At 74.0% G+C, this 3050-nt stretch carries 3 protein-coding genes and 1 pseudogene; all 4 read right to left on the bottom strand.

The features are described 5' to 3' along the window. Positions 1-973, bottom strand: a pseudogene (locus ACE3P2_RS03755) (hypothetical protein); the annotation flags it as partial. Next, a complete protein-coding gene (locus ACE3P2_RS03750; RefSeq protein WP_374261195.1) occupies positions 967-1662 on the bottom strand; it encodes a phage baseplate assembly protein V in 696 nt (231 codons plus the stop codon). The gene ACE3P2_RS03750 and the pseudogene ACE3P2_RS03755, both read right to left, overlap by 7 nt. After that, a complete protein-coding gene (locus ACE3P2_RS03745; RefSeq protein WP_374261193.1) occupies positions 1659-2729 on the bottom strand; it encodes a phage late control D family protein in 1071 nt (356 codons plus the stop codon). Before ACE3P2_RS03745 ends, ACE3P2_RS03750 begins: the two co-directional genes overlap by 4 nt. A gap of 10 nt (positions 2730-2739) precedes the next feature. Further along, positions 2740-2937 carry a hypothetical protein gene (locus ACE3P2_RS03740; RefSeq protein WP_374261191.1) on the bottom strand — a complete coding sequence of 66 codons (198 nt, stop codon included), beginning with the start codon at positions 2935-2937 and terminating at the stop codon, positions 2740-2742. Positions 2938-3050: the final 113 nt, after the last annotated feature.

The following is a 3050-nucleotide window of genomic DNA, read 5'->3' as shown; positions in this document are numbered from 1 at the left end:
GCGGGACGGCGCTGTCGCGCAGCGTGGCCGCACCGGCGAAAAGGCTGTCGAGGCGGCTGCGGGTGCGCTCGGCGAGGCGGGCGGCGATCTCGGCGACGGTGCCGGTGTCGAGGGCGTCGGTGGCGATCTCGCGGGCGGCGCTGAACACCGGCAGGTAGCCGAACAGGGTGCAGTGCTCGGCGGCCTGACCGGCATCGGGCGGGACGAGGGCGAGGGGCTGGCTGGTCAGCGCGAGGGACGGCAGCGGGGTGCCGTCGCCGAGGCCGAACAGGGCCCGCAGGCGGGCTTCGAGCCGGGGCGGCGGGGCGAAGGCGGCGGGGTCGGGCGGGGCGGCTTCGGCGTGCAGGTCGGCCGGCAGGCAGTCGAGCCAGGCGCCGTGCTTGTCGTCCACGGCGATCCAGTCTTCCCAGCGGGTGGCGGCGGTGTCGGGGATCAGGCGGCGGATGACCGCGCCGCTGCCCTTGATGCGGCTGCGGGCGACGCGTGGCCAGCCGGCGGCGCCGCAGACGAGGTCGAAGGCGAGGAGGGTGAAGCGTTCGTGCAGCGGCAGGTAGAGCTTGCGCAGCCAGGCGGGGGTGGTGAGCTGCTCGCCGTTGGCGTTGCCGTGGGGGATGCCGTCGGCGTCCATCGCGGGGCCTTCGGCGGCGTCGATGTCGATGGCGGGGGCGACGGGCCGGCGGGCGATGTCGGCGCTGCGGTAGCGGGGCTGGCCGTGCAGGTCGAGGAGGCTGGCCGGGGGCTCGGCCCAGTCGCGCCAGGGGAGCAGGCGAGGCAGCGTGCGGGGCTGGGCGACGGCGGCGAGGAAGTCGGCCATGAAGCCGTCGCCGGCAAACGAGAGTAGGCGCGGCGGGGCGTCCGGCGGCACCTGGGCGGGGTCGCGCAGGAAGAAGGGTGGGCTGGCCATCAGCCGCTCCCGCGAGGGGCGGCGGTCGGCGGGGACGAGGAGCCGGGCCGGCGGGCGGGTGGCTACCATATGTTCCCCGCGCCGGGCGTGTAGCTGGCCGAGACCACGCTGTTGGTGATGACGGTGTCGGCCTTCACCACGCCGGAAAAGTTGGACATGCCGGCATTGACGGTGACCATCGCGGCGGTGACGTCGAGCCCCGCCGGGGCGTTGATCTTGACCTTGACGTTGGCGGTGATCTCGATGTTGCCGGCGGCGTCGATCTTGATGGTGGCGCCGTTGCTGTGGGCGAGGGTGACGGTGCCACCGGCCGCGTCGTCCAGCGTGAAGGTGTGGCCGCCGTTGGTCTTGACCTCGACCTTCTCGGCGCCGGCAGTGTCGTCAAAGGTGAGCGTGTGGCCGCTGCGGGAGGTGACGGAGCGCACGTTGTTGGCGCTGTCCATCGTCTCGGGCGGGGCGTCGACGCCGTTCCAGAGGGCGCCGATGACCACTGGGCGGCGCGGGTCGCCGGCGGTGAAGGCGACCAGCACCTCGTCGTTCACGTCGGGGATGAACCAGCTGCCGCGGCCGTTGCCGGCCATCAGGGTGGCGAGGCGGGCCCAGGCCAGCGCGGTGCCGCCGTCGGCGTCGGGGACGAAGGGCAGCTTGATCTGGACCCGGCCCTGGTTGTCCGGGTCCTGCACGTCGGTGACGAGGGCGGGATAGACGCCGTAGAGGCGCTGGCGCTCCGAGCCGGAAGGGGTGAGACCGGGGATCATGGGGCGTCTCCCAGGTGGGGGCGCTGGGCTTCGAATTCGGTGCGGTAGCCGTCGTGCTGGTCGAAGCGGTGGGTGACGGCGGTGACGAGGTAGGTGCCGGCGAACCAGGGGCCGAGGTCCACCAGGTCGACGCGTGCGCCGACGCGCAGCTCGGGCGTGCCGCGGGTGACGCCGGTGCCGCGCACGAAGCGACGGGCGCGGCGGCGCAGGGCGGCTTCGGCGAGCGCGCGGGCTTCGGCGCCAGTGGCCGGGGCTTCGAGGTGCAGGTCGTCGGCGGCGTCGGCGAAGACGCGGGTGACGATCTCGGGGCCGAGGCGGCCGCGGCCGGCTTCGGGACGGATCGCGTCGGCGCCGGCGCTTTCGTGGATCGCTTCCTTGGCGGCCACGTCGTAGCCGTGGACGCGCACTTCTCCGCGCTGGTGGGCGAGGTCGGCGAGCACCGTGAAGCGGATCAGCGTGTTTTCGCGGCTGAGGCGGATCGGCGGGTCGGCGATGCTGGCGGCGTCGGTGACGTGGGCGGTGCCGTCGGCGAGGCGGATCAGGGCGTCGCCGCTGCGGGCGCGCAGGGCGGCGAGTTCGTCTTCGTTCACCTGCAGCAGCGCGGCGTGGCTGGCGCCGCTGCGGCCCACGTCGGCCTGCAGGCCGGCGTCCTGCAGGATGCGCGTGGCGATGTCGCGGTCGGCCTGGTTTGCGGACAGGCGGGTGCGGCGACGGTAGCGCAGGCCGGCGAGCCGGTCTTCGGCGAGGACGGTGAGCTCGGGCGGGCGCAGCTCGGGGTAGGCGGCCCCGAGGCCGGTGACGAGGCCGTCGAAGACCGTGGTGTCCTGCCCGGAGACGTTGAAGACGATGGCGAGGCGCTTGCCGAAGTCGAGCTGCCGGGTGTCGAAGTGGGTGTAATCCACCGCGCCGCCATGCTGGCCCCAGTTGAGGAACACGGCTTCGAGGCTGGCGACGCCGGCGGCGTCGGCGCGGGCTTCGAGGCGGATCAGGTCGGCCTCGAGGGCGTCGAGGCGCTGGCCATCCACCTGGATCTGCGGGCGGGCGCTGACGAAGAGTGGGGCATTCATGGCGCGGTGCTCATGGGCATTCGCTCCGCTGGCGGAGCTGGCGTTCGACTTCTTCGGCCACCAGGGCGCGGACCAGGGCGCGCAGCTCTTCGAGGCGCACTTCGAAGGCGCTGTCGTCGGCGTGGGCGGGCGCGCCGCCGGTGTCCGGATGGGCGGCCCCGGCCTGGGTTTCGATGGTGGTGGCAAATTCGCCGATGGTGACGGGCATGGTCAGCCTCCCGAGCAGCGGCGGCAGCCGCAGCCCCCGCAGGTGCAGTGGCGGGGGCGCGCGGCGCTGCCGCCGACGCTGCTGCCGGCCGTGGCGGGCAGGTGCTCCCAACG

Origin of the sequence: Zoogloea sp., assembly GCF_041911615.1 — a bacterium.
In the GTDB taxonomy this organism is placed as follows: domain Bacteria; phylum Pseudomonadota; class Gammaproteobacteria; order Burkholderiales; family Rhodocyclaceae; genus Zoogloea.
The sequence above is the reverse complement of the archived record's forward strand: the minus strand, read 5'-3'. Positions and strand labels throughout refer to the sequence as shown.